Raw genomic sequence first — 25,827 nt, 5'->3', positions numbered from 1 at the left:
AAACTAAAAAACTCCGTCCGGGACTTACTTCCCCGGGGCGGAGTTTGCCACTAACGCTTCGTAATTATCCTATTTCACGGGTACACGGAAAATCGGATACCGCATGTGTTCGGGTTCATAATAGGGCGAGTTCCGGTAGACAAAATCCAGTTGCGCTCTTCCGTTTTTGGCGAATTCGGCGTCTTCTTTCTTACGGGCTTCCAGTTTTTCCCGGAGTTCCGGATGCTCGCGGAGCCAGCCTGCGGCCAGATCTTCAAACACATAATCGGAATAACCCTCTTTCTGCTGCAGAATGGAATCGAAGAAATTCCAGGCAAAAAAGCCTTCCGGACTCGTCGGTTCGAGCATTTCAACCAGGTACCGGTTTTTATCCTGATTGCAGGTAATGATATAGTCGCCTTTCCGGAAGGGAATGGGCTGTAAGCTGGTGCTGACTTTCACGTCGGTATGCGGATAATGACCTTCGTATGCCCGCTGGGAGGTTTGATAGCTTTCGATTCGCTGGACTTCCACCGTCAGCGTCATGTCTTTTTCCATCCGCTGCATGGCTACTCCGTTGATTTTCAGTCGCTCAATGACCGGCCACCAGGCCTGGGGAATGATGTATGCTTCGGGCCGGGTTGCTGTCAGCGTAGGTTTAAAGTAGTCGAAATACGGTACATCCATCCGGAACGGCTTCGTCCGGTCGTAGTACAGGCGCGGCTGCCCGGATACGTCGCTGGGCTTGTACCCGTGTTCATAGCCCAGAAACTCAATCGAATCAGAACGGCCGGCATCTTTCTGCCAGGCAAGGGGGAAGACAGATTGGGTTTTGACCGCTTCCCGGTCCTTTCGCCGGAGTTCCCGGATGGCTGCGCCGTGTTCGGCAGTAAACGTCAGAAAGACCGTCAGCAGGTCATAGGTAGCCTTGACGCGGTCGCGATAGGGTTTCAGCATATGGGTTTCCGGCATGAAACCGATTGTCTGAAACAGGGCCGCGAAGCCCGTGGAATACCGGGGATAGTCAATGAAACCGCTGAAGCCTTCTTTCGTGACGTTCGGGCCGAAGTTGGTTACATACGGCGTCATCGGAAAGCCCAGGCGTTTCATCTCCCGGTACAGGTATGGTTCCATTTGGGTATGGAGAAACGCGCCTAGTGCGCCGCCCAGCTTGTTGTGCTGGGTAGTGATGAGCGTCATCACGTGCTGGTAATCTGCGCCGTTGCTGACGTGGGTATCCACAAAAACATCGGGATCTACCCGGTGGAAGATTTCCGCAAATGACGCGGCATTCCGGCTGTCGGCTTTGGCGAAGTCGCGGTTGAGATCATAGTTCCGGCCGTTTGCCCGGAAACCATAGGCATCGGGGCCGTTCTGATTGGCCCGGCTATGGGAATTCCGGTTGAGGGTACCGTCGATATTGTAAAAAGGAATGACGCAGAGGACGACATTGTCCGGCAGTTTCTTCCCGTTTTTCCGGCCGAGCAAATCCCGGAGCAGGAGCTGGCAGGCATCTACGCCGTCCGGTTCGCCGGGGTGTATGGCGTTGTCAATGAGCAGAATGGTCTTTCCTTTTTTTCGCTGTGCGGCGAGGTCAAAGTTCCGGTCGTTGGATACCACAATCAGGTGAAGGGGCTCGCCGGAATCGGTCGGACCCATCTGCCGGATCTCCATCTCGGGAAACTGCCTGTCCAGCTGCCGGAACCAGGCCATTCCTTCTTCATACGTCGGGGTTTTCTGTCCGGCGGAACGTTCAAAAATCGTTTCCTGTGAATAGGCTTCGTTCATCGTCAGAAGTGCAAGGGCAAGGAGGAAATGTCGTTTCATATACTCAAAGAAAACAAAAACGCCCGCCGGACCCAATGCCGGCGGGCGTTCTCACGACCAAATCGGTGCTTTTGCCGACTCAATGCTCGTGGGGGTGTTCGCCTTCTTTCTCATCGGCCGGCGCCGGAATCGATTCCCGGAGGTTCTTGGCCCAGTCGCCGAGTACTTTCGCTTCTTCCGGCGTCAGTTTGGAATCATGGTGAATCCAGAGATAAGAATCGAGCGGCATCCAGCCTTCGGTTACAGCCTCGTGTACTTCTTCGAGTTTATGACGGGCTTTTTTCGGAGAATATGTCGTGAATTCATCAAAATTCAGCTCACCCTTGCCTTCTTCAATGTGGTGGTTCAGCCACAGACCCACCGGCTGGACATTGGCATACCAGGGATATTCCGTGGTATTGGAATGGCAGTCGTTACAGGATTTTTTGAGAATGGACTGTACCTCGGCCGGTACCGCATACTTTGTGCCGATTGCATTCGGGGATGCCGCGGCAGCGATGTTTTTTTCCGGACGGAAAAACTGAAGGATAACCAGGACCACCAGAAGGGCGAGGAGAATTTTCCGAATCATAGGTTTGCTCGTTAAGTCGATCGAAAGATAACAAATTCAGCAAAATCCAGCCTAGCGGCTCCGGCCGTCTTTCCGGATTTTGTCGAGCAGTCCGGCCAGTTCCTTTACCAGATCCGGATGTTGTGCCGCGACGTTCGTCTGCTCGCCGATGTCTTTCGACAGATCATACAGCTGGGCCTGCCCGTCGTACCCGGATTCGATGTCGGTCAGTTTCAGTACTTTGGGGCCTTCCCGGGGCTCGACGTACTTCCAGTTGCCCTTCACGACGGATAGTGATCCGCCCTGTTGAACGAGTACAGAACGACCTTTGACCGATTTACCAAGCAGCGCATCCCATTGGTTCTGGCTGTCAGGAGCGTCGGCGTCGGGAACCGGTTGTTTGAAGAAATGAGCGAAAGAAGACAGGAAATCAATCTGGCAGACGAGCGCGTCGGATACCGAACCTGCTTTCACCACACCCGGCCAGCGCACAAGGAACGGCACCCGCGTACCACCTTCAAACGCGCTGTACTTGCCGCCGCGAAGCGGGCCGAGTTGCTTGTGACCTGCCGCCTGAGCCGCCGCTACGGCATGATCGGCATAGCCGTCGTCGAGTACCGGACCGTTGTCGCTGCTGAAAAGAATAAGGGTGTTTTTGTCGATTCCGAGCGATTTCAGCTTGTCCATAATACGTCCTACTGTCCAGTCCAGCTGAAGAATCACGTCTCCGCGCAGGCCCAGGCCGCTTTTGCCTTTGAATTCGGTACTCGGCATCCGCGGTACGTGGATGTCGTTGAGGGAGAAGTAGAGGAAAAAGGGTTTCTGTTTGTGCTGTTCGAGGAAGGCCTCGGCTTTGTCGACAAATACATGTGCGATTTCTTCATCCGTCCAGCGAGCCTGCTTTCCGCCGGTCATATAGCCGATCCGCCCGATGCCGTTGACAATCGTATTGTTATGTCCGTGATCAGGGGAAGCAGGTAATTTCAGTAATTCAGGATGGTCTTTTCCGGTCGGTTCGCTGCCGATGGGCTTCTGGTAATCCACTTCGATGGGGTCGTTCGGATCCAGTCCGACGACGTCCCGGTTTTCGATGAAGACCGTCGGTACCCGGTCTGACGTCGCCGGGAAATAATAGGCATAATCAAATCCGACGTCGTTCGGGCCTTTCGGGATAGACTTGTTCCAGTTGATTTTCGTCCCCGGATCGCCGAGGCCCAGGTGCCATTTGCCGACCGCGCCCGTCACATATCCGGCCTTTTTGAAAACGCCCGGAAGGGTGGTTTTATCCGTCGGAACGATGAGCTGGGCATCGCCGGGCAACACACCTGTACCTTTTTTTCGCCAGGCATATTCGCCGGTCATGAGGGAGTACCGGGAGGGTGTGCAGGTGGCGGAGGTACTGTGCCCGTTGGTGAGGCGCAGGCCTTCGGCTGCGAGGCGGTCGACGTTCGGCGTTTTGATTTTCGTCGCCCCGTAGCAACTCAGGTCGCCATAGCCGAGGTCGTCGGCATAAATAAAGATCACATTCGGCCGGGAATTCTGCCCGAATGCCGGCTGCAGGGCCAGACCCAGCAGAGCGGAGAAGAGAAGCGGTTTCAGCATAGAACAAAAGTAAAAACGGCCGGCACGCCTGACGTGCCGGCCGGTGGTTATTTGAGGTTGGGATTAATGGCTGCTTCGTTTTGCGGAACAGGCCAGTATTCGTCCTGCCCGGTCCGGAAGGCTTTGCTGGTCACGTACCAGCGGGAATACGGATCGGTAGCAGTACCCTTTTTCCGCAGGTTTTTCGCATTCGGATAGGGAGCGCCATAGAAATCTCCAGACAATACCTGCCCGGCTACTTTCCAGCGCAACAGGTCCCAGAGCCGGATACCTTCCAGCGCCAGCTCGTTCCGGCGCTCGCGGCGCAGGATGACGCGGAGTTTGGCGGGGTCGGTTTCTTTGATGGCGGGGAGATTGACCGTTGACCGCCGGCGAACGGCATTGATCGTCTGGTCCAGCAACGCTTGGTCAATCGCGTCTCCGGCTTCGAGTTTCGCTTCGAGGTAGCTCAGCAGTACCTCGGCATAGCGGATGACGGGGAGGTCGACGCTCGAGTTCTGAAGGTCTCCCGTGAGCCCTTCCCAGCAGAATTTCCGCATGCCAAAGCCCGTCCGCGTGGCCTGCTTGGAGGTCGTCAGCTGATCAACCGATTTGCTGGAATCCGGATGCGTAATATATGCCTGATTCTGAAAGGTCTGCTTGTTATAGAGCAGGGTATAGCGCAGGCGCGGGTCGCGGTTGGCGCCGATATCGTCCGGGTTGTACCGCGGATCGGAATAGGAGAAGGGCGTGCCGTCGGTAAACTCGTATGATTCGGCCAGGCTTCCGAGCGGATTAAACAGGTGCCAGCCTCCGTTGACCGCCGGGAAAAAGTGCTGCGCCATGGCATTCGGACCGAGGTCTTTGACATACTGCGTAGCGAAAAGAATCTCCTTGCTGCCTTCGTTGGTGCCGTTGAACAGGTTGACGTAGTTGGGATCGATGAGGTTATCCCCGAAATCCACAATCGTCTTGTAGGTAGCGGCAGCGTCTTTGAAGGCGCCGGCGGCCAGTTGCGCCCTTCCGAGGAAAGCCAGCGCAGCCTGACGGGTAGCCCGGCCGCGTTCGGACGACGGTATGTCCTTATCCCGCGGCAAATCGGCAGCAGCAGCGGCCAGCTCCGATGCCGCATAGGCAAGGACTTCCGCCTGCGGTGCTTTTACTACGGTATTGGCTTCCGAAGGACTAAGCGTCTTTTTTACCAGCGGCACCGACCCGAAGTGCTGCGAGAGGTAGAAGTACTGCGTTGCGCGGATGAAACGGGCTTCGGCAATGAACCGCTTGAGTTTATCGGCTGATACCGGTGCTTTTCCCACGTTTTCAAGGAAATAGCTGCACCGGGCGATGCGCGCATAGCTGAGGTTCCAGTAAGACGAAACCGTTGCGTTCGCAGACGTCAGGTTTCCGTTGGTCAGCGTATTGTATGCGGCGGTTTCACCCCGGCGGTCATAGGCATTGTCGGTGGCTACTTCCAGCATGATCAACCCGTGGTACGACCACCAGTCGGTCGGTGAAAACTCCGCGCCGGTCGTCGGCGCAGCAGCCATCTGGATACCTCCCCGGTACACGCCGGAAAGCGCCAGCAGGGTATTCGTTTCCGAAACCCAGAAGGTTTCGTTGGCATAGCTCGCCAGCGGAGCTTTATCGAGCTGATTGCGGCAGGAAGTCAGCAGCGTCAGCAAAAAAAGAGTAGAGACGATCAGGCGATTCATGACTTAGAAAGTGACGTTGAGACCAAAGGTGTAGTTCGCCAGGATGGGGTAGTAGCTTCCGCCCGTGTTGATTTCGGGATCCCAGCCTTTCCGGTAGTGGCTCCAGGTATGGAGGTTTTCGGCGCTTGCGTAGAGGCGTACGCGCTCGATCTGGAGGCGCTTTGTCGCCGCCGCCGGAACAGTATACCCGAGTTGAATCGACTTCAGCCGGAGGTAGGCGCCGTTGAGCACCCAGAACGACGACGTCAGCGTATTGTTCGTCCCCTGATTGGTAATCACTTCCATCCGCGGATAGAGGGCGTTGCGGTTGGGATTCGCGGCCGTCCACCGGTTATCGGCCTGCCAGCGCTGTACATTTCCCTGGTTATTGAAAGCCCAGCCGGCATAGCTGTCGAGGTAGCCGCTCACCTGCGATACGCCCTGGAAGAGCACGCCGAGGTCAAAACCTTTGTAGCCGGCCGACAGGTTGATGCCATACGTAATCCGCGGAATCCGGCTGCCGAGTACTTTGCGGTCGTATGTCGCGTCAATTTTGCCGTCGGGTTTGCCGTCCGGACCGCTTAGATCTTTGTACCGGATATCGCCGGGTTTGGCATTGGGTGCTACCGCCGTCTGGTTGGCCCAGGCAGTTACGTCTGATGCGTCCGTAAACAATCCATCGGTCTGGTACCCGTAGTACAGGTTCATCGGTTGACCTACAAACAGGGTACTGCCGTTACCGACGAGGCCATTGGGCTGCCGGACGTTGCCCACGCCCAGGTCCAGTACCGTATTCTTCAGGTAGGTAAGATTGGCGCCGACGGAATAGGTGAAGTCGCCGATTCTGTTCTGGTGCTCCGCCATAAATTCCCAGCCTTTGTTCGACAGGCTCCCGGAGTTCTGCTGCCCTACCGTAAAGCCGAGTACATTCGATACGCTGGCCGACGGGCTCACGAGGATGTCATAGGTATACTTGTCGAAGTAGGTGACGGAAAGGTTCAGCAGGCGTTTGAAGAGCCCGATTTCCAGTCCGATGTCCTTCGTCCGGGTCGATTCCCAGTGAAGCGTGGAGTCGGTAATAGTTGTACGCGCCACACCCGGAGATACCGTTCCCCCGAACGAATAATTAGACCCGGTATTCAGGACGTTCTGGTAAGGATAGTTCCCGATGTTCTGATTGCCGAGGGTACCATAGGAAGCTTTGAGTTTCAGCTCCGACAGCCAGGAAAACCGGTCTTTCAGGAAGGCTTCTTCACCGATGCGCCAGCCAACTGCCACCGACGGAAAGAGTGCATACTTCCGGTTTTTCGGGAAGCGGGACGAGCCGTCATACCGTGCCGTCGCTTCCAGCAGGTATTTGTGCGAATAATTATACTGGAAACGCCCGAAGTAGGATTCCAGAGCCCATTCCTCCGCCGTTCCATTGGTCGTCTGGGAGTTCGCATCGCCGGCGTTGATGACCGTGACGGAGTTCGACGGGAGGCCGCTCCGCCCTGCACCCAGCGATTCGTTGAATCCGGATTCAAACGAGTATCCCGCAAGAATGCCGATGGTGTGATTTCCGAATGCCTTTTTGTAATCGGCGAGCGCCTGGAACGTCTGGTACCGGGTATTGGCGGTGCCTTCTGTCAGCGAGGACGGCCCGAGGTTGATCGCCGACGTAAGCCGCTGTGAAGCCAGGAACCGGGTGGACCGCTCACCCAGCTGGGTATAGCCGCCGATGGCCGACAGGGTCAGGTCGTCGGTTACTTTCCAGTCGAGGCGGGTATTGATGCCGAGGTCGGTCGACCGGTACTTATAAAACGAATCGCTCGCCAGGTAGGAGACCGGCGTGCCTTTGTTTACCGCACCCGTACCCCAGTCGCCGTTGCTCATCCGGACCGGGAAGATCGGCGCAAACCGTACCACCTGGCTGATCAGCGTCACCATGTCGTTAAAATCCAGCGTCGCGGGCGGAGCGGGTTGATTGTCAATGCCTTGTACGGCCGTCAGGCGGGTCGTAAAGCTGACTTTTTTCGACAGCTGGTTCACCAGGTTGAGGCGGAGGTTGTACCGGTCAAAATGGTTTTTGTCGACAATGCCGTTCTGGCGCAGGTAGCCGAACGACAGGAGAAACTGCGAGGTTGCGCCACCGCTCGTAATCGTCACATTATGAGATGTCTGGCTCGATCCATTCTTCAGCGTTGCCTTGATGAAGTTGGAATTGGGATACTGATCGGGGTTCGACCCGTCGCGGAAAGCGGCAATTTGCGCGTCGGAGTAGGAGCCGGGAATCGCCTCGTTCAGCAACTGGGCATATTCCGCCGAGCCGACAAACTGCGGCGTAGTCGTCATCCGCTGGAAACCGGCATACCCGTTGTACGTGACTTTCAGCTTTCCCTGTTTGCCCGTTTTGGTGGTAACAAGGATGACCCCGTTTGCCGCACGGGCGCCGTAGATAGCCGCCGAGGAGGCGTCTTTCAAAACAGATACCGACTCGACGTCGTTGGGATTGACGTCGTTGAAGGAATTCGTCGGAATACCGTCCACCAATACCAGCGGCGTGGTCGTCGCGCCGAAGGAACCTACGCCCCGTATCTGGATCGTGCCGCCGCTGGAGCCCGGCTGACCGCTGCTCTGGATGATCGTAACGCCCGGCATCTGCCCGGTCAGGGCCTGAGACAGTTTGGGTACGGTCCGGTTATTGATCTTTTCAGCATTAACCTGGGCGACAGACCCTACCAGATCGGCTTTTGACTGAGTACCATAGCCGACAACCACTACTTCGTCCAGCTTTTTCAGATCCGGCTGAAGGCTGACGTTCAGGACGGTCTGATTTCCGACGGATACCTCGCTTTTCTGGTACCCGATGAAGGAAAATACGAGTACCGCCCCCGATTCGGGTATCGAAATGCTGTAGGTACCGTCGGCTTTAGTAGTCGTACCGCGGGAAGTATTCCGGAGGAGAATATTGACGCCAACGAGCGGTTCGCCTTTTTCGTCTGTTACCGTTCCCGTCACTACCCGTTCAACCGGCGCGAAAGAAGGCAGCAGCGACCGGAGTTTTTCGGGAAGGGAAAGCGATTCCCGGCTCGTCGCCCGGAGAATGATGATTTTCGGCGTTGCCTCATAGTCAATACCAAGGGGGCGGAAATACGTATCCAGCACATACGAAAGAGGCTGACTGACTACATCGAAGCTCACTTTGCGTTGGATATTGATCACGCGGGAGCTGAAAATAAACTGGATCCGGGCCTGTCGCTCCATTTCGTGGAGTACCTGACTCACTTCCCGGTTCTGAACGCTCATCGTTACCCGGCGGGTCAGCAGGTCCTGGGCGTGGCTGTCCGTAGCCAGGGCGCTTCCCGCAAAAAAGGCAGCGAGGAATAATTGCAAGAGGCTGATCCTCATTAGGTTAAGGAATGTACATGGAGGGTGTAACCTTTTTTTCATACCTTTAAACTGGTTTTGAGAAATGTGAAACGTTTGCAAAACCTTCCTGGTCAATCATGCCAGCTCGGGAAAGTTGCCTGATTGAGAAGGAGTTCATCGGGTCGGTAATGTTGCCGCATTGCCGACCTTCTTTTGTAAAAAAGGGCTGGTGTTTGTGTACGGGTAGTTAAGCGGGTTTAGAGGTTACTGACAGCCTTTTCCGGAGATGAACAATTGCCCGTCCCGGAGTTCGTACGAGGCATTGATTGCCAGGCAGATCGCTTCTATCTTTTCCAGCAGGTGCATGGTCGCCTGGCGGGGAACGACAACCGGACACTGCTGCATGGTTTCCTGATCATAGTGAATCGCGATGCCGTAGTAGCGGCTCAGGTCGTTGAATACCTCCGCCGCAGGTGCTTCTTCCCGGAGTACTTCGGGCACCGGCAGGCTTTTTTCGACGTTCGTCGCCGACGGCCCCATTACCAGTTGCTGGTTCGGCGTCAGGATCGTTTCGGCACTGAGGCTTCCCGAGCGGCGGGTATAGACCGCTACTTTTCCCGTTTTCACCTGAACGGACGCCCGTTTTTCGGACTGGTATTCCCGGACGATGAAGCTTGTTCCGACGACCCGCGTCGCGGAGCGTGCGGTGTATACCCAGAACGGGTGCGTCGTATCGCGTGCGACTTCAAAGAAGGCTTCTCCCGAAAGAAATACTTCCCGCTTGTCAGCTCCGTTGCGCCAGCGGAGGCGGCTGCCGGGCTGCAGGACGAGCGTCGTGCCGTCTTCGAGGCGGATCAGCCGCGCCGTTTCATGTGAGTTGGTGAATTCGCGGAAGGCAACAGTTGGAGGAGGTGTAACCACGCCGGGCCGGAAAAACCAGAAGCCTGCGCCCAGAAGCAGAATCACGACAGCAGCGGCAGCGGTCCACGGCAGGAACCGATGCCTGCGCAACGGTCGGATAGTGTCGCCGCGTGCGGAAAGGATCTGAGCAATAGCTTCTTCCCGCTCTTCGTCCGCAAGGAGGGGCTCGGCGGGTTGTACCGCGCGGACCAGCCGCGCAGCCTGCCGGACGATAGCTTCCTTCTCCGGATGTTCTTCCAGCCAGGTTTGCCAGAACTGTTCCGACGCCGGAGTCGGGGATACTACCCAATCCCGGAAGGATTCGTCCCAGAGAAACTGTTCGGCAGTATACCGGTGATACGGAGGATGCATACAAAGGATCGCTTTCAACACCCACTAGACAGGGCTTTGGGCGACATACCCCCGGTTCTCAAAAAAAATCAGCAACTCAGCAAAAAGAAGGGAAGCGTCATTCCGGCAGGCCAGTATTCCCGAAGCCATTTGAACGATTTCTGAAGGAGATTGGAGACCGACTGCGGCGTGATCTGCATGACATCCACAATCTCTTCCCGACTGAGGTTCTGGAAGAACTTGAGGTAGATCACCTCTTTCTGGCGGGCGGGCAGCTGGTTGAGCAGGCGGGTAATCTCCGCTGCTGTCCGGAGGGTTTCTTCTTCGTGAATCCACCGGTCTTCAATCCCGAAATCGGCATCGAAAAGCGTGTCTTCCTGAAAAGCATCGAAGACGAGGCGGTCATACGAAACCACCCGGTGAATGCGCCGGCGCAAAGAAGCCAGCAGGTACGGTTTGGGTGGAATAGAGGCATTGAGGGCATGACGGCTTTCCCACAGCGTCAGAAAAACATCCTGAATACAGTCTTTTACCAATGCCTTATCGCGGGAAAACTTGCCGCCATATTGGTAAAGCAGGGTATAGTGACGATGAACGAGCTCCTCATACGCAAGGGAATCACCGGCCACAACCTGTGTCCAGAGCCACTCTTCCGTTTGTCCCGTGATGCGTCCCATACCGCTTCAGTGGGCCGCTTCCGACCCTGGAAATCCGTTTAAAAAGGAGGGGGTAATTGCTGTCGCCAACCGTTTTTCAACCATTGGTTTTTCAAATAAATACGATAGCCTTCGAATTGCCATAATCTTCTTAATCTATTTTTTAAGTAGACTAATAAGTGGTAGTATCAAAAGAATAAATAAAAGATTGACGGGAAAACAAACGTGTCGGCCTATGAATGAGACCGAAAGCGGATTGTTTCCACGATTGAAGAAGATAGTTAGATTCGGTATCATGTTTTTCCCGCGGTTTTTTCTCTGCAGAGGGAAAATCAGACGATCCGCCGACCATCGGAACTTGTGACAGCGGAATCTTCAGACATCTACTTTCCCGTAAGACCCGTCGGGCGGTCCGATACCTCATTCCCCAAAGAAAAACCCCTCCGCAGCAGGGCCGCAGAGGGGTTTTTCTATCGGAGGGGGCAGATTACATCATGCCGCCCATGCCGCCATGCCCGCCGGGAGCCGGCGCCGGGTTGTCTTCAGGCTTGTCAGCCACAACGCATTCGGTTGTCAGGAGGAGAGCCGCTACAGAAGCAGCGTTCTCGAGAGCCAGACGGGTTACCTTCGTCGGGTCGATGATACCGGATTCGATCATGTTTTCGTAACGGTCTTCGCGGGCGTTGTAACCGAAATCACCAGTACCTTGCTTCACCGCGTTGATGACGACAGAACCTTCGCCGCCGGCGTTCGCTACGATCGTGCGGAGGGGAGACTCAATCGCGAGGCGGATGATGTTGATACCCGTCGTTTGGTCTTCGTTATCGCCTTTGAGGCCTTCGAGGGCAGAGATAGCACGGATCAGCGCTACGCCACCACCGGCTACGATACCTTCTTCAACAGCCGCGCGGGTTGCGTGGAGGGCATCGTCAACGCGGTCTTTCTTTTCTTTCATTTCTACTTCAGTAGCCGCACCGATGTAGAGGATAGCCACGCCGCCTGACAGTTTGGCGAGACGCTCCTGGAGCTTCTCACGGTCGTAATCAGACGTGGTGTTTTCGATCTGCGTTTTGATCTGGTTCACGCGGGCCGTGATGTCGTCTTTCGAGCCAACACCGTTTACGATGGTGGTGTTGTCTTTGTCGATCAGGACTTTCTCAGCCTGGCCGAGGTATTCGAGAGAAGCGTTTTCGAGCTTGAAGCCGCGCTCTTCGCTGATGACGGTACCACCGGTGAGGATGGCGATGTCTTCGAGCATGGCCTTGCGGCGGTCGCCGAAGCCCGGAGCTTTCACGGCAGCTACTTTCAGCGCGCCGCGGATTTTGTTAACAACCAGGGTAGCAAGCGCTTCGCCGTCTACGTCTTCGGAGATGATGACGAGGGGCCGACCGGTTTGAGCGACCTGCTCCAGAACCGGGAGAAGTTCCTTCATAGAAGAAACCTTTTTCTCGGTGATGAGCAGGAACGGACGCTCGAGTTCCGCTTCCATCTTGTCCGGGTTGGTCACGAAGTACGGAGACAGGTAACCACGGTCAAACTGCATACCTTCTACCGTTTTTACTTCGGTTTCGGTACCGCGGGCTTCTTCTACCGTGATAACGCCTTCTTTGCCTACTTTGTCCATGGCGTCGGCGATCATCTGGCCGATTTCGTGATCGTTGTTGGCAGAGATCGTCGCTACCTGAGCGATTTCCTTGGAAGTACTGATGGCACGTGACTGCGACTGGAGGTTTTCCACGATTTTGGCAACCGCTTTGTCCACGCCACGCTTCAGGTCCATCGGGTTGGCTCCGGCAGCTACGTTCTTCAGACCGATGCCGTAGATGGCCTGGGTCAGAACGGTAGCCGTCGTCGTACCGTCACCGGCCTGATCAGCAGTTTTGGAAGCCACTTCCTTCACGAGCTGTGCGCCCATGTTTTCGATGGTGTCCTTGAGTTCAATTTCTTTGGCAACCGTCACACCGTCTTTGGTGATGGCCGGAGAGCCGAATTTTTTATCGATGATTACGTTGCGACCTTTGGGGCCGAGGGTAACTTTCACTGCATCAGCCAACGCATCCACACCACGCTTCAGGCGCTCACGGGCTTCGGTATCGAAAAAGAGTTCTTTTGCCATCGCTAAAAGAAATGTTTTTTGTGTGTAAACAAGAGATAGGCCGGAAAGGAGATCTCCGACAGGTCAGTATCAGGCAACAACAGCAGCTTCTGTCAGCACAGCCAGGATGTCAGCCTCACGCATGATGAGGTAATCCTTGCCGTCAGATGACAGCTCGGTGCCGGAGTATTTGCCATACAAAACGGTGTCGCCTTCTTTGACGGTCAGAGGCTCGTCTTTCTTACCGGGGCCAACTGCCACGACGACGCCGCGCTGGGGCTTCTCTTTCGCCGTGTCGGGAATGATGATTCCAAATGCAGTCTTCTCTTCTGCCGGAGCCGGTTCTACCAGAACGCGGTCTGCCAAAGGTTTGACGTTTACTGACATGTTGTTGTTTGAGATTTATTAACGTTTATCTTTAAACCATGTGGTTTGCGGGATTGGTATCTACGATTCCCGTGCCACCCGGCGGAGGCTGTCAATTTTTCAGGAAAACCTGCCAAACGCCATAATTGGCTTTTCTGCCAAATTAATAGCACTAAACAAAGGGCTATGCAGCTATAATATTTGGAAAATTCCGGAAATCGGTTAACTTAGGGAAATATTCAATCAATCAGGCGATTATGAAAAAATTGCAGCAAACCTGGCTGACAGACGGGTTACTTGATTTTGAATACAAGAAATACCTCCTGCTTGCCTACCTGAAACACGTCGAAGCGCATTTTGGTCAGCAAAAAATCTTCCCGGAGCTGTCAGATTTGCAGGTACACTACCGCGAGAGCATGGCACTGCGGCAGAGCCAGGCCGAATGGGCGGTATCCGTGCAGAAAAAACTCGCCGGAATCGACTGGGAACATCTCCGGTTGAAATATGAAAATGAATTTGCAGAAACAGAGTCGCTCCGGGAGGTGGAAGAGATCCTGACGTATGCCATTCCCCGTTTCGGGAACGCCGTGCGGGTGGGGGAGGAACTCCTCGAGGAAATCGCCAACCGGGTAACCATCTCCCCCGTCGGTATTGTTCCGCTTTTCCGGAAAGAAGGATACCTGTTTCTGTATCAGTCCCCGAACCGGGAACTGCAGATCTATACCTACCGGGTAACATTGTTTGACAGTACCGTGCCGCCTTCGCGCCGCGTGGTCACCGACCTGGTAGAGTCCCGGTACAAAAGCTCTGTTACCACGTTCGAAAGCATCAAGCTGGAACTGGTCCGAAAACGGAAGGAAATGCCCAATCCGGCCTCCTACGTCGTCGAAAGCACCGGCCTTTACCCGATGGAAGAAACGTTTCTGCCTATTGCGAGGAGAAAGATCGCGGCGGTGGCGGAATAGGCGGGATTCGGTTGAAGGTTTTCAGTTTTCGGTTTTTTGTTTTCAGTTGGTTGTCCGGCAGCCGGTCTCGACTACGCGCATCTGCACCCCGAAACGGGCAACCAACTGAAAACAGAAAACCGAAAACTGAAAACAAAAAAAGCCCGGACACATCCGGGCTTCTTCTCAACATCAATTATCGCTTACTTCGCCGGTTGGGCGGGTTGCGGAGTAGGGGTCGTGGCCGGCGTTACGGGGCGGGGAGCGGGAGCCGTTGCCGCCGGAGCGACAGAGCCAAGTCCGTCATCCACGGTACCACCCGTTGACTGCCCGGTCAGGAAGAAAACAGAAGCCAGAGCGAAAATGGTAATCGCACCGGCAAATCCCCACGTCAGTTGCTCCAACAGGTCACCGGTTTTTTTCACACCAAACAGCTGGGTGGAGCTGCCTCCGGTGAATTGGGAGAGTCCTCCTCCCTTCGGGTTCTGAATCAGCACGATCAGGACCAGAAAGGCCGCTACAATGATGGAAAGGATAATCAGCAAAGTGAACATTTTATGAGAGATGTATAGGATTATTCAAACGTTACGCGGTTAACGACCGCGTATTTCGGCAATTTTTTCGGCAAAGTACGCCTTTTTTTCCGGAAACTTCAACTGGAGTTTTTCGTAAACAACGACGGCCTTCTCTGTCTTCCCCTGACGGGCCAGGATTTTGGCGTAGGCCTCGGTGACCGGAGAGTTGTCGTTGAACTTGTTTTTGGCTGCCAGGTCTACCGGTTCTTCCTCCGTCTGGCCTACTTTCGGCCGGATCTGCGCGATACGCGGTTCATCTTGTATAAACCGGTCGATCAGGGAAGTATGATCGACGACATCCGCCTTCTTTTCCGGTTTTTTCTCGGTAAGTTCCTCGGCTTTTTTCAGCAGTACTTCCGAGTAGTCCAGTCCGCGCAACGCTTGCACCGGATCGATCTCCTCCTGCTTCGGCTGTTCGCGGACATACCGCTTTACAAACGGAAGTACAGTATCACGGGTGACGGATACCGGCGGAAATTCACCTCCCATCAGTTTCCGGAGGGCGTTCCGGCTCAGGGCATACACGGCCGCTTTCCGCAGGGCCGCCGTAGCAGCCTGACTGTGAGAACGGTGCGTATGACCCTTGGCAAGGAGGACATGCCCCGTCTGGCAAAAGGGATAATGTTCGACCAGCTGCTCCAGGTACGACACGTCGTCGGGAGACACCTGACCGGGGTTGGCTACCAGATATGAATAGATATCGCGATGCATAACGAGCTGGGCACGAATACGTTGACAACGGCTTGGAAAACCGGTACAAACGGGGAATCCAAATTACAACTTTTTCGTGTCACAGAGAAGAGAGATACCCGGAATTTCCACGGGCTCCCGGGTGGAAGAAAGATACTTGTGAAATGAAAAGAACCTGCATAACTGTCTGATATACAGGTTATTTTTGTTCTTTTGGCCATGAAAGCAGTACCTGCCGAAAAGCAGGTAAAGGGCTCATTACCAGTCGCCCGCGGTTTTACCGAAAATATCCAGTACAATCTGATCGAGAATGGGTTGCACCAGCTGCCCTTCAACCTGATTCAGCGTCTGTGTCTGCGGGAAATCCTTGAAGAAGGAGAAAGTCTGTTCGAAATTACCGGTCTCATCCCGGTTGTTGGTGAACCGTACCGTCACCGCGATCGTCAGCCGGTTCAATCCCGCTTTATCAGAGGCTGTCGGCGCCTGGGGCGTCACGTCATAGCCTGTGATGGCGCCTTCGAGAACCAGGTCGCCGTCTCCGCCTGGCTTCATCTGCAGGCGGGTATTCCGCTGGAAGTATTCCTTGAGCGTTTCCGTGAAGGTAGTCGACAGGTTGGCAGGGCCCCCTGCGGCGTTCATGACGAAGTTATTGATGGTAATCGTCTTCAGATCAGACGAAAGCTTCCCTCCCGGAGAGAAGGAATACGGCCCGCAGCCGGAAAGAAAAAACAGGCAAAGCAGAACAACAGCCTTACTCCTCATCGATTTCATACTGTTTGATTTTGCGGTAGAGCGTCCGTTCGGAGATCCCGAGTGCCTGGGCTGCATTTTTACGCTTGTTCCCGTTTTTACGCAGGGCTTTGACGATCATTTCCTTTTCTTTCTTTTCGAGGGAAAGGGATTCGTCTTCCGCCGTTACGTCTACCACGCTCGGTTCCGCCGGATCATCCAAAGAAAGCACCTGCGGAGCGGTTGCCGGTTGCTGGGAGGCAGGTAAATACCGGGTTGCGGCCGGATTTTCACTAAAATTAACAGGTTCCTCGGCCATGTCTTCGAACAGGTTGGCATGCTGGCGCAGCAGGTCGCGGTCACCCGTGCCATTCTGCGCCATTTCGAGGAAGAGTTTCTTGAGCTCGGTGACGTCCCGTTTCAGATCGAATAATACCTTGTACAACAGCTCCCGTTCACTGAAATCCTGTCCCTGCGCATTTTCCCGGAATACATCCGGCAGGGAAGGCCGCTGGGCGTCGGGCAGGTATTTGAGCAGCGAGCGGGCGTTGACGGTCCGGTCTTCTTCCAGAATCGAAATCTGCTCGGCCAGGTTTTTGAGCTGGCGGATGTTGCCGGGAAAGCGGTAGCTGAGCAATACCTGGCGGGCATCTTCCGTCAACTGAACCGGTCGGATGCGCTGGCGTTCGGAGAAATCGGCTGTAAACTTCCGGAAGAGCATCAATACGTCTTCTCCCCGTTCCCGCAGGGGCGGTACGAAGATGGGAACGGTATTGAGGCGGTAGTAAAGGTCTTCCCGGAATTTGCCTTTCTCGACGGCCTGAAGGAGGTTGACGTTCGTTGCCGCCACTACCCGCACATCCGTTTTCAGGATTTTGGAAGACCCTACACGGATGAATTCCTTGTTTTCCAGTACCCGGAGCAGGCGTGCCTGGGTACCGAGGGGCATTTCGGCGATTTCATCGAGGAAGATGGTGCCTCCGTCGGTGACTTCGAAATACCCCTTGCGGGCATCAACCGCTCCGGTAAAGGCGCCTTTTTCGTGCCCGAAAAGCTCCGAATCAATCGTGCCTTCGGGAATGGCGCCACAGTTAATGGCTATAAACTGACCATGCTTCCGGGACGAAAGCTGGTGGATGATCTTGGAAAAGGATTCTTTCCCGCTGCCGCTTTCCCCCGTAATCAGAACGGTAAGGTCTGTCGGAGCCACCTGAGCCGCAATCTGAATCGCGTAGTTCAGGGCAGGAGAGTTGCCAATGATGCCGAACCGGGATTTAATGGACTGTATTTCCTGTGGAGACATTTCGTTCGTATTGGGTTGACAAAAAGGCAAAAAAGACCGCCCTTACGCCGGCAGGACGGCTTCTCCGATCAGCGTCGCCGCCGTGCAGGAAGTGACCCGTACGTTTACATAATCTCCTTTCCGGAAAAGATGGCGGTCGAACACGACTACCTTATTCTGGTCGTTCCGGCCCTGAAGCTGTTCTGCTGAGCGCTTGGACTCGCCTTCCACCAGTACCCGGTGAATTTTGCCGATCGCCTGCTGGTTCCGCTCCAGGCTATGCTGTTGCTGCAGGGCGATGATTTCGTTGAGGCGGCGCTTTTTTACTTCTTCCGGAATATCGTCGGCCAGTTTTTTGGCAGCCGGCGTGCCCGGGCGTTCGGAGTAGGCAAACATATAGCCGTAATCGAACCTGACATAGTCCATCAGGGTGAGGGTATCCCGGTGTTCTTCTTCGGTTTCAGAGCAGAAACCGGCGATGAGGTCGTGGGAAATACCACATTCTTCCCCCAGAATAGCCCGGATCCGATCGATCTTCTGAAGGTACCATTCCCGGTCATATGTCCGGTTCATGAGCTTGAGTACCCGCGAATTACCGCTCTGGGCCGGCAGGTGAATGTAGTTGCAGACGTTGTCATACCGCTTCATGGTATGCAGGACATCGTCGGTAATGTCTTTCGGGTGAGACGTGCTGAACCGGACGCGGAGGTCGGGATGTACCTGCGCTACTTCTTCCAGCAGATTGGCGAAGTGAACGGTCGTACCGGCTGCTTCGTCTTCCCACTTATAGCTGTCGACGTTCTGGCCGAGCAGGGTTACTTCCCGGTACCCCTGTTCAAACAAACCGCGGGCTTCTGCCACGATGGAATGCGGATCACGCGAGCGCTCCCGTCCCCGGGTGAAGGGTACCACGCAGAAACTGCACATGTTGTCGCAGCCGCGCATGATGCTGATAAAGGCCGTCACGCCGTTCGAGTTCAGGCGAACAGGAGCGATGTCGGCATAGGTTTCTTCTTTCGAAAGGAAAACATTGACCGCCTTCTGGCCGGTTTCTACTTCGTCGAGCAGGCGGGGAAGGTCGCGGTAGGCATCCGGTCCGACGACCATATCCACTACCTTTTCTTCTTCCAGCAGCTTGGCTTTCAGGCGTTCGGCCATACAGCCGAGGACGCCGATCGTGGTGTCGGGCCGGCGGCGCTTGAGGCCGGTGAAGGCGCTCAGCCGGTTCCGTACTTTCTGCTCGGCGTTATCGCGGATGGCGCAGGTATTCAGCAGGACGAGATCGGCCTCTTCCGGGCTGGAAGTAGTGGCATAGCCCTTCTCCCGCATGATGGAAGCGACGATTTCACTGTCCGAGAAATTCATCTGACAGCCATAGCTTTCGATGTACAGCTTCTTTTTGCCGGCTGCATTTTGCTCGTCTTCCAGCAAACGGGGAAGATCAATACCTTCTTTATCTTCAGGAGTCAGGATTTCTAACGTCTTCATGGATCAAAATCAGGACCGTCCGGTCCACCGATGAAAAGGGTCTTTTTACTACGCAGATCGAAATCAGGCAGATACGCTGGCTGCACGGCTCGTTGTCCGGATACAGCGCCTGAATTTTACGCAAAGATAGGCAAAACTGACAGAATGGCAGTGAAAAACGGACTGCGTGTTCAAATTAATCAGAAGGGATACCCGATTCCGAAACGCAGCTCCGGCCGGTAGCGGCCTTCAAACGATTTGTCAAACAGGTCGCCGATGACCCATTGGCCGGTTCCTCCGCCAAGCTTCGGTCTGCCGGGTTCATAGAGTTTGATGCCCCAGTCGGCCCGCAGGATAAAGAAAGACTTGTCAAACCGGAGTCCGAAGCCCGCATCCAGCGCGGTCTGGCTCAGGAATGTACCGACTTTGAAGACGGCATTGGCCTGGTTTCCGCGAAGCAGCCACACGTTCCCGGCGTCCATGAACAGCGCCCCGTTGAAATCCCCGAAAAGCCGGAACAGGGGAAACCGCCACTCCGCGTTGATTTCCAGCTGAAAATCCCCGGGCCGCTCGAACTTGTAGCTCGGTGTAATAGCGCCGGATTTCAACGTATCGAAGCTCGCCGCGACGCCGCCGAGCCCCAGCTTCCGCGGGTTCCAGCCCCGCATGGAGTTGGCGCCCCCGGCGAAGAAGGCCTTTTCGTAGGGAAGTACCCCGCCGCTGGAATATTCCCAGCCGAGGCCGACAAACCCGCGGACGACGAACATCGACCGGCCCCGGTTACGTAACGGTATATACAGCCGGTAGTCTACACTGGTTTTCAGGAATTTGTAAAACTTCAGCGCATCACTGTCGGTCAGTTCATCCTGCTTCTTTTTAGAGAGAAGGTTGAGCGTAGTACCTCCGGACTCCACGAATACGCGGAGGTACCGGGTCTTCCGGAATGCATTCAGGTTATTATCACTATAGACGTAGGAACCGCTCAGACTCGAGACGAACGAGCGGTTGAATGTATAAATCAGGTTGTTTCCATTCGCCCGCTGCTGGAGCAAAAAGGCCGTAAACTCGCTCGATTGCCGGCTGGTATTGATGAGGTTGATGTCAAACGGCGTGAAATAGAAGGTTTCCTTTGGTGAAATCTGCCAGGAATAGTTCATCGCCAGCTTGAAGCCCGTACGCCGGAAATCTTTCCGATCGCTGAAGGAATACCCGATCCCGACCTGCGTCCGCGGACTGCCGTTATTGTACCGGAAAAGCATATTGCCCGGTACCAGCAGTTGCGGAAAAATCAGCGACGCGTTGATCCCGGCCTCGAAGTTCTGGTCATTGAAACGAAGGTTTTGGGAGCTTTGCGTAAAGCCCGGCTGCCCGTCATACCCCGCTTTTCCGGCGATTTCCAGCATTTCAAGCCCCTGAAGGAAGTTCCGGATACGGAGAGCTCCATTGAGAAACGGCCCCGGAAGGCCCTGGTACACGTTCATGCCTACTTCCGACGTCAGTTCAAACCGCTTCAGCGGCTGCGCGTAAATGAGGGCGTTGAGGCGGTGGTAAAACAGGGTATCGTAGGTGATGCTCGGGAACTTGAACTGATCGAGGGTTCCCAGTCGCCGGAGGGTTTCATTATGCAGCGTCAGGCTGTACGTCTGGTTGGGCCGCACCCGCACTTTGGTATCAAGCAGGCGCGTCGAATACTTTTTTCCGGCGAAGATGTACCGGATGCCGTTGTAGGTAGTGGAGTCGAGGCGCTGGGAGGGCTCGTTCGGATCGCGCCCGTCGACCACAAACGTCACCGAATTGAGCGTGTAGTACGGATACCGGCTCGGAAACGAGTCGATCAGAACGCGAACGTCCATCTTGTGTTTCAGCGGCTCGGCCAGGGAAGTATCATATGTTCCCGAAAAGGTTACGTTCTCTTTCGAAAAGCCGAAATAGCCCTGGTCTTTGAGGAGGCGCTCGATCCGGTCGCGCTCGGCGGCGAAGTTGCGCTCGTCGACACGGTCGCCCGACCGCAGGTGCCGCGCACCGCGCGCATGCCGGATGAGGCTGTCGATGCGGGGGTCTTTGACGAGAAAGGTCACCTTGTCCACCTTATACGGTTTCCCCTGATGGATATCGTACACCACTTTCACCCGACGGAATTTGAGGGTATCGAGGCGGTAATGGACGGAATCGTCAAACATACCGCGGTTGGTGCGGAGGAAGGTCTGGAGGTTGGCGGCGTTGGTCCGGGCGTCTTCGGCGGTGACGATAGCCGGGGGTTCTCCGGCGACGCGCATCCACCAGTGCCCCTGCTCGATGGCGAGCTTGTTGTGTTCGGCTTTGCGTTCGATCCGGCCGACTTTGCGCAAAAACCGGCGGTCCCGCAGGGAATCCGGCGTACTTTTCAGCCGGTCGATCTGCGCCTGGTACTCCCGCAGTTCCCGCTCAAAACGCGGTTTTTTATACAGCAGAAAATCCGGCCGCGCAATCTGGTATACCCACAGAAAAGGGGTAATCGGCTGGGTAATGAGCACCCGGTTAGACTCCTGCGGCAGCAGGGCTTCCAGCTCTTCGTTCGGGATTTCCTTGTTACCTTTGATGGTTTGCTTGGCAAGGAGGTACTCGCCCCGGCGCAGTTCGGTGCCCCGTGTACAGCCAGCCAGTATTCCGATAAACGCCATTCCCGTTACAAGCAGCAGGTTCGTCCGGAATGGCATAGTAAAAAGGGACAATGATCTCACAAAAGTGGCAAAAACAGATTCGGCTGCTTCAGCAGAAGAAACACCGGCAGGAGCAGGGTGTTTTTCTGGTGGAAGGAGCCAAGAGTGTCAGGGAACTAATGACCTCCGGATTCGGAATTCAGGCCTTGTTCGTTACTGACCATTTTTACAAAGAAAACCAAAACCTGCTCAGGGAACAACCTGTAGTTGTTGAACGGGTGACGGAAGAAGAGCTCGGCAAGGTCGGAACCCTTCAAACCAACAACGCCGCCCTGGCTATTGCTGAAACGAAAGAAAACCGCCCGCTATTTGCCGGTAAGGAAGAATACTGCCTGATTCTGGACGATATCCGTGACCCGGGTAACCTGGGTACTATCATCCGGATTGCGGACTGGTACGGCATCAAAAAGATTATCTGTTCGGAGAGCTGCGTGGACGTTTATAATCCAAAGGTAATCTCCGCGAGTATGGGCTCGTTTACGCGGGTGGAAACGTATTATGCTGCGCTGGCTGATTATTTCCGGGATATTGCCGGTGCGCCGGTCTACGGAACGTTTCTCGGCGGCAGCTCCGTACACGGCTTTGCGTTTGCGCCGGGAGGATACATTGTCATTGGCAACGAAGCCAACGGCATCCGGCCTGAAAACGAAGGATTTATCACACAAAAAATCACCATACCCCGCTTCGGAGAGGCAGAATCCCTCAATGCGGGTATTGCAACGGCGATTGTGCTGGATAATCTGAGAAGATGAGCAAAGTTTTCAGTTTTCAGTTTTCTGTTTTGGGTTTCGGGTTGGGTAAATTTTCCGACTGGTTGAAATACTTATTTCTGCAAACTGAAAACTGTAAACCGCAAACTGCTTTTAAAACCGCCATGCTATTTCCGGAGCGAAGACGAAACTTCTCGTCAGCCCGTCGGGACGGATATCCCGGACGATGACCGGCGTTCCTGCGGTAAAGCCAACCTGAAGCCGTTGAGATACCTGCCACCCGCCCGCGAGCGTCACATTCAGCGTCAATCCCCGCGAGCCGGCGAGCGAGAGCTCATGACCACTGACATCTGTGTACCGGTCTTCCTCCGGATGATAGATCCCGAGAAGACCTCCCTGTAAGAAAAATTTCTTGTTTATCAGCCAGTTATAGCTTCCTCTTGCCAGCAGGTCCGATCTTCTCCGAAAGCGGTTGGAAGGAGGGTATTCCATCGTTCCGGTCTCCGGAAGAAAGACATTGCTGTTGGTGCCGGTCAGGTTTTTCTGCCAGCCGATGGAAAATTGCCAGGCGTTGCAGTCTGCCGACAGACCCGTAATCAGGTCTGTCGTACCCAGGCTGGGCTGATACTGCATCGGCAGAGGGTTGTTCCCGGAAGAGAGGTCCGGTTTCCCGAGCGGTATTTTCCCTCCAAGGGTCAGGCGAATCTTCCAGCGGTCTGCTGATACCACGCGGTACGTAGCCGACAGAAATACATCACCAGGCCCGGATACCCGCCCCAGGTTTCCGGCGGCATAGTTGGCTGTCAGCTTTCCCTGTACCGCCCATCGGTCCGATAGCCGGGCGTCGTATTGAATACCGGGTGTAAAGACAAAAACGGAAGCGTCGCCCAAACCGACAGGGAGCAGCAAAGAGATACGTTGTTCGCGGCTTCGCAATTCCGTCTGCGGTTTCAGGGGACCAACAGTACAGAAGCCGGCGTCGCTGCATCCCTGCGCCGAAACAACAGCGGGGATACCTGTCATCAGAAAAAAAGCACATACAGGAATAATGCCTGCGCGGTGATTGATTGTCAGCATCATACAGATGGTAGTATATCAGAAGAAGGTCAATCCCTGCCGTTTCTCGCTTTTTTCCAGAAGAAGACGGCCTCCCGGAGCGACAGGTAAGGTACCCCGCGGCGGTGATTTTCCCGGCTGATCCGGTAAAGCGTCCGCCAGTGATGAAACAATACCCGATAGCCTTCCGCCAGCGAAAAGCCGGGGTGGTAGATATGTGCCGGTTCGGCGCCGACCCCGTTCAGTTCCAGAATTTTCAGGTTTTTGCCGGCGCGCAGGTCTTCAGGACCCGGGCACCGCAGGTCGTATCTCCCGAAGTAAAAATCCCCGAGGGAATGGCTCAGGGCATCGAAGGTTCGGAGCAGGTCGTCTGTGATCAGGTCGGATCCGTCGAGAAAGGCAGTTCCCAGGCAGTGATTGCCGATCGGGCTGAGGAGTACTTTTTCGCCTGCGGTGGGGATAGACCGGAGGTCAATACGCTTTTTCAGCAGCGGCAGCTGGAGAAAGGCCCGGTCCTTTTGCGTGATCAGGGTTTCGAGCGAATCCACGCCGTTTCCGGTCACACACAGAAAATCCTTCCGTACAAGCGAAGAAATAGTACCCCTTTCCTGACCCGGATACCGGTAATAAAAGACGCCCGCTTCCAGTGGAAAATCAACGTATTCCTGAAGAATAAAAGCAGTCGCAGCCGTTGAGATATACCGTTTGAGATCCTGCTCGTGTGCGATTTTTTCTACCCGCCAGCCCCGTTCGCCTATGTCGGGCTTGGCGATGAGCGGATAGGTCAGCCGGTGTCTGAGGATTTCAATGAGAACTTCCGCCAGAATAACCTCGGGAGGAAAAAGCAGCGTCACCGGTTTCAGATGATCCGGTATCCGGCTGAGAATACGCGACTTCGATTCGCCGAACATACCGCCCGTTTCGATGGACGGATTGGCCGCAGAAAAATAAAAAGGAGAGCCGGCTTTCACCGATTGCCACACATGATACAGGAAAACCGGAAAATAAAGGACCGGAAGCGGCCAGTATTCCCAATGGCGGAGCTTGATGAGAAACCGCCGTATTGCCTGTCTGACCCTGGTGTGAAACGGAGAGCGAAGCTCCGATGGCGTTTCTTCTGAAAAAGTCGTACTAACGGTGCCGGATGGCAGGTCGTGATACCGCATTTCCGGTTGACCGCTACCGAACCGGATACTGGTCGTGCTGATGGTTTCCAGGCGGTTTCCGGACCGGCTCGTCGCACCGTACCGGATATCCGGCCGCCGGTGAAAATCCAGGATACGGGCCTGATCGGGCGTGCCGCCCGAAAGCCATTCGCGAAGCTGTTGCTCCCGCACGAACCGCGTTTCCCGGTCATAAAGCGTAGCAGATGACCAGATATGCGACTGATGACGGTCCAGTTCCTGCAGGTGTTTCTCACCGCCATCCCAGGTACAGCGGAGGAGCTTGCTTCCAGTTACCAGGATGAGGGTAAAGGGCTCAATCCGATCGAGCGGCAACGTCCGGAACCGAGCTTCCGGAGACGGCGCAGACAGGATTTCGAGCAGGATCACGCCCCGGCTTTCCCGGTAAGGCGGGGTGGGGATATGCTTTTCGAAACCGCCGTTTAGCAAAACTCCCGCCGCGTTACCTCCGGTCATGGCGATCCAGGTACCACCGGCGCGCGGATCGACGGGAAAAGTAAGCGTTCGCCCTCCGACCCGGTGAGCGGCAGGAGGCAGAATCGGCGTCCGGTCCGGACGCTCGTCCCGGTTGGAAGTCAGGATAACTCCCTCTGCTGTAGGAATATAGGTTACTGTGCACATAGCGATTGCCGGTATCGGAGGGTGGAGCCGGCAACGCCGAATGCCTCGGGCAGTTCGGGCGCGGCAACGGCTCCGGCGCCGATTTTGATCAACGCCATGTGATGAACCGTATGTTCGAGGTTATAAGCCACCTCACGCTCGTAGTTGGTCGCAATCCGGCAGTGGTTGCCCGCTGTATCCGGTGTGATTTCGAGTAGTAGCGGCCGGTTGTCGCGGGCGAGACCACCGGCAACCTGCCCGAGTATACCGATGGCCTTTTCGCGATTTTGCTCGATGGTACGGTCCCGGCGGCGTGCGTCGTAATTCACATAGCCGATAAAGTATCCCTGTTCGAGTTCCAGAAAAAATTCCACCACATGACGCACATGTTCGCCCAGTGACGCCCCCGACAGCACGGGCAGCTTGCGCGTATACTGCTCATCGGTCAGTGTCCGGAGCATATCGCTGATTTGCTCCAGTACAGAGCGTACGGATTCCGTTAAAGGCCTGTTCATAGCTTGGGAATTGAAAGATGATCTGGCGT

20 protein-coding genes are annotated in these 25,827 nt (G+C 55.2%); 2 read left to right on the top strand and 18 right to left on the bottom strand.

Translation table 11 applies throughout. The features are described 5' to 3' along the window. Window positions 1-69 precede the first annotated feature (69 nt). From BLR09_RS04875 to BLR09_RS04830, 9 genes are all read right to left on the bottom strand, one after another. On the bottom strand, window positions 70-1,806 hold the full coding sequence (locus BLR09_RS04875; protein ID WP_093199642.1) for a M14 family zinc carboxypeptidase: 1,737 nt from the start codon (window positions 1,804-1,806) through the stop codon (window positions 70-72). Window positions 1,807-1,885: 79 nt separating this feature from the next. Then, window positions 1,886-2,377: a heme-binding domain-containing protein gene (locus tag BLR09_RS04870; protein WP_093198554.1), complete on the bottom strand. Its 492-nt coding sequence runs from the start codon at window positions 2,375-2,377 to the stop codon at window positions 1,886-1,888. A gap of 51 nt (window positions 2,378-2,428) precedes the next feature. Next, entirely contained in the window at window positions 2,429-3,958 is a 1,530-nt protein-coding gene (locus BLR09_RS04865; protein WP_093198550.1) for a sulfatase family protein, read from the bottom strand. 47 nt (window positions 3,959-4,005) lie between these two features. Then, a complete protein-coding gene (locus BLR09_RS04860; protein ID WP_093198547.1) occupies window positions 4,006-5,649 on the bottom strand; it encodes a RagB/SusD family nutrient uptake outer membrane protein in 1,644 nt (547 codons plus the stop codon). 3 nt (window positions 5,650-5,652) lie between these two features. Continuing rightward, window positions 5,653-9,018: a SusC/RagA family TonB-linked outer membrane protein gene (locus BLR09_RS04855; protein WP_176785454.1), complete on the bottom strand. Its 3,366-nt coding sequence runs from the start codon at window positions 9,016-9,018 to the stop codon at window positions 5,653-5,655. Window positions 9,019-9,243: 225 nt separating this feature from the next. Next, a complete protein-coding gene (locus tag BLR09_RS04850) occupies window positions 9,244-10,251 on the bottom strand; it encodes a FecR family protein (RefSeq protein WP_093198540.1) in 1,008 nt (335 codons plus the stop codon). A 68-nt stretch (window positions 10,252-10,319) separates the two neighbouring features. Then, window positions 10,320-10,907, bottom strand: coding sequence for an RNA polymerase sigma factor (locus tag BLR09_RS04845; protein ID WP_093198536.1), 588 nt, complete (start codon window positions 10,905-10,907; stop codon window positions 10,320-10,322). 466 nt (window positions 10,908-11,373) lie between these two features. Beyond that, window positions 11,374-13,002, bottom strand: a complete 1,629-nt coding sequence (gene groL / locus BLR09_RS04835) for a chaperonin GroEL (protein ID WP_093198531.1) — start codon at window positions 13,000-13,002, stop codon at window positions 11,374-11,376. A 69-nt stretch (window positions 13,003-13,071) separates the two neighbouring features. Beyond that, window positions 13,072-13,368 (bottom strand): co-chaperone GroES, encoded by a 297-nt coding sequence (locus tag BLR09_RS04830; RefSeq protein ID WP_093198528.1) that lies wholly within the window; start codon window positions 13,366-13,368, stop codon window positions 13,072-13,074. Window positions 13,369-13,604: 236 nt separating this feature from the next. Between BLR09_RS04830 and BLR09_RS04825 the strand changes: the two genes are divergently transcribed. Then, window positions 13,605-14,312 (top strand): hypothetical protein, encoded by a 708-nt coding sequence (locus BLR09_RS04825; protein WP_093198526.1) that lies wholly within the window; start codon window positions 13,605-13,607, stop codon window positions 14,310-14,312. Between the two features lie 182 nt (window positions 14,313-14,494). On the opposite strand, the gene secG is transcribed toward BLR09_RS04825, so the two are convergent. The 6 genes from secG to tamL form a co-directional block, all read right to left on the bottom strand. After that, window positions 14,495-14,845 carry a preprotein translocase subunit SecG gene (secG, locus tag BLR09_RS04820; RefSeq protein WP_093198523.1) on the bottom strand — a complete coding sequence of 117 codons (351 nt, stop codon included), beginning with the start codon at window positions 14,843-14,845 and terminating at the stop codon, window positions 14,495-14,497. A 39-nt stretch (window positions 14,846-14,884) separates the two neighbouring features. Next, window positions 14,885-15,577 (bottom strand): hypothetical protein, encoded by a 693-nt coding sequence (locus BLR09_RS04815; RefSeq protein ID WP_093198520.1) that lies wholly within the window; start codon window positions 15,575-15,577, stop codon window positions 14,885-14,887. Between the two features lie 237 nt (window positions 15,578-15,814). Next, window positions 15,815-16,327 carry an LptE family protein gene (locus tag BLR09_RS04810; RefSeq protein WP_093198517.1) on the bottom strand — a complete coding sequence of 171 codons (513 nt, stop codon included), beginning with the start codon at window positions 16,325-16,327 and terminating at the stop codon, window positions 15,815-15,817. Continuing rightward, window positions 16,308-17,588, bottom strand: a complete 1,281-nt coding sequence (locus BLR09_RS04805; RefSeq protein ID WP_093198515.1) for a sigma-54 interaction domain-containing protein — start codon at window positions 17,586-17,588, stop codon at window positions 16,308-16,310. The genes BLR09_RS04810 and BLR09_RS04805 overlap by 20 nt, the downstream gene beginning before the upstream one ends. Before the next feature lie 42 nt (window positions 17,589-17,630). Then, window positions 17,631-19,055 (bottom strand): tRNA (N6-isopentenyl adenosine(37)-C2)-methylthiotransferase MiaB, encoded by a 1,425-nt coding sequence (gene miaB / locus BLR09_RS04800; protein WP_093198513.1) that lies wholly within the window; start codon window positions 19,053-19,055, stop codon window positions 17,631-17,633. A gap of 179 nt (window positions 19,056-19,234) precedes the next feature. Beyond that, window positions 19,235-21,730 (bottom strand): translocation and assembly module lipoprotein TamL, encoded by a 2,496-nt coding sequence (tamL, locus tag BLR09_RS04795; protein ID WP_093198511.1) that lies wholly within the window; start codon window positions 21,728-21,730, stop codon window positions 19,235-19,237. A gap of 14 nt (window positions 21,731-21,744) precedes the next feature. On the opposite strand from tamL, the gene BLR09_RS04790 reads away from it, so the two are divergent. Continuing rightward, window positions 21,745-22,485, top strand: a complete 741-nt coding sequence (locus BLR09_RS04790) for an RNA methyltransferase (protein ID WP_093198510.1) — start codon at window positions 21,745-21,747, stop codon at window positions 22,483-22,485. A gap of 111 nt (window positions 22,486-22,596) precedes the next feature. On the opposite strand, the gene BLR09_RS04785 is transcribed toward BLR09_RS04790, so the two are convergent. The 3 genes from BLR09_RS04785 to BLR09_RS04775 are packed head-to-tail and all read right to left on the bottom strand — an operon-like array spanning window position 22,597 to window position 25,798. Then, window positions 22,597-23,523, bottom strand: a complete 927-nt coding sequence (locus BLR09_RS04785; protein ID WP_093198507.1) for a hypothetical protein — start codon at window positions 23,521-23,523, stop codon at window positions 22,597-22,599. Window positions 23,524-23,549: 26 nt separating this feature from the next. Next, entirely contained in the window at window positions 23,550-25,304 is a 1,755-nt protein-coding gene (locus BLR09_RS04780; RefSeq protein WP_093198505.1) for an NRDE family protein, read from the bottom strand. Further along, entirely contained in the window at window positions 25,292-25,798 is a 507-nt protein-coding gene (locus BLR09_RS04775) for a DinB family protein (RefSeq protein ID WP_093198502.1), read from the bottom strand. The genes BLR09_RS04780 and BLR09_RS04775 overlap by 13 nt, the downstream gene beginning before the upstream one ends. Window positions 25,799-25,827 lie beyond the last annotated feature (29 nt).

Origin of the sequence: Siphonobacter aquaeclarae (assembly GCF_900103285.1) — a bacterium.
GTDB classification, from domain to species: Bacteria; Bacteroidota; Bacteroidia; order Cytophagales; family Spirosomataceae; genus Siphonobacter; species Siphonobacter aquaeclarae.
Note: the sequence above shows the minus strand (reverse complement) of the source record. Positions and strands in the feature narration are given on the sequence as shown.